At 43.7% G+C, this 932-nt stretch carries 1 pseudogene; it reads left to right on the top strand.

The window, feature by feature from the left end:
* Positions 1 to 38: 38 nt before the first annotated feature.
* A pseudogene (locus AB2B49_RS09165) lies at positions 39 to 932 on the top strand (hypothetical protein); the annotation flags it as partial.

Here is a 932-nt window from a genome sequence, read left to right on the forward strand (position 1 = left end):
ATCCAGACCTGACAATAGCTTACTCTGCAATTGGAGGTATGGTGGGCATCAGCAATCCTTCTTCCGCAGATATCAAAAGCCATAAGGAAGAAGCCCTGCAATCTCTTCGTACAACTGAAAGTCGGATGGAATCATTTAATAGTGAACTGTTGGGGAGCGGCGTGACCACTACCCTATCCACAATCGCAAGTGGTTTGAGTCGGTCTCGCAAAGCTGTTGCTATGACAGACCCTTATCACAATGTGGAAGCCCTTGCAATTTTTAAGGACACGAAGTTACGGGATCAACAGATTGAGAATTCTAAAGCTCTGCATGAGGAGCTAATCCGTTATATTCGACATTATAATCCAGAAACAACCTTTGACTTGAGCCAGATGAGTGAGCAGGAACTACAGACCTTGGGTCGTACGATCTCTCTTGCCTCCCATGGGAATGGCGGTAAGAAACCTCAGGAGCTGATTGATTTCTTGAAAGGGAATGAAGTTACGTTTGAGAAGGAGATCACAGTATATGACGATGGTCAGCACTATCTCAAGAGTAAAATCCAGATAAAAGGTCACTTCAAAGGGGAAAGTGCCATCACTTTTAACACTAAATATAAAGATGGTAAGTTAAGTCAAGAAGGAGAGTATAGCGTAGGGGGACTGAGTACAGATTTCCTAGATGAAAAGCCCAATTATAAGACGAAGATAGGGCTAAAGGACTATTCTATAACGGGTGAGTTCAGTCTAGCAGACAAGATTAGTTCAAGCTACGGGAGACTCGCCCCCAACCTTTCCATTGGCTTTGGCTATAAGAATCGCTCTCTTGAGGTTGGTACCAAGTCAGAGAATGGCTATCGTGTTTCCTATGTAAAAGAACATAACCAGGTCAAACAAGACTACGCAACAGTTAAAACAACCACTGAAACAGGGGTGAGAACGGTGGATCAT

It is taken from the genome of Streptococcus jiangnanensis, from assembly GCF_040888325.1.
Taxonomy (GTDB): domain Bacteria; phylum Bacillota; class Bacilli; order Lactobacillales; family Streptococcaceae; genus Streptococcus; species Streptococcus jiangnanensis.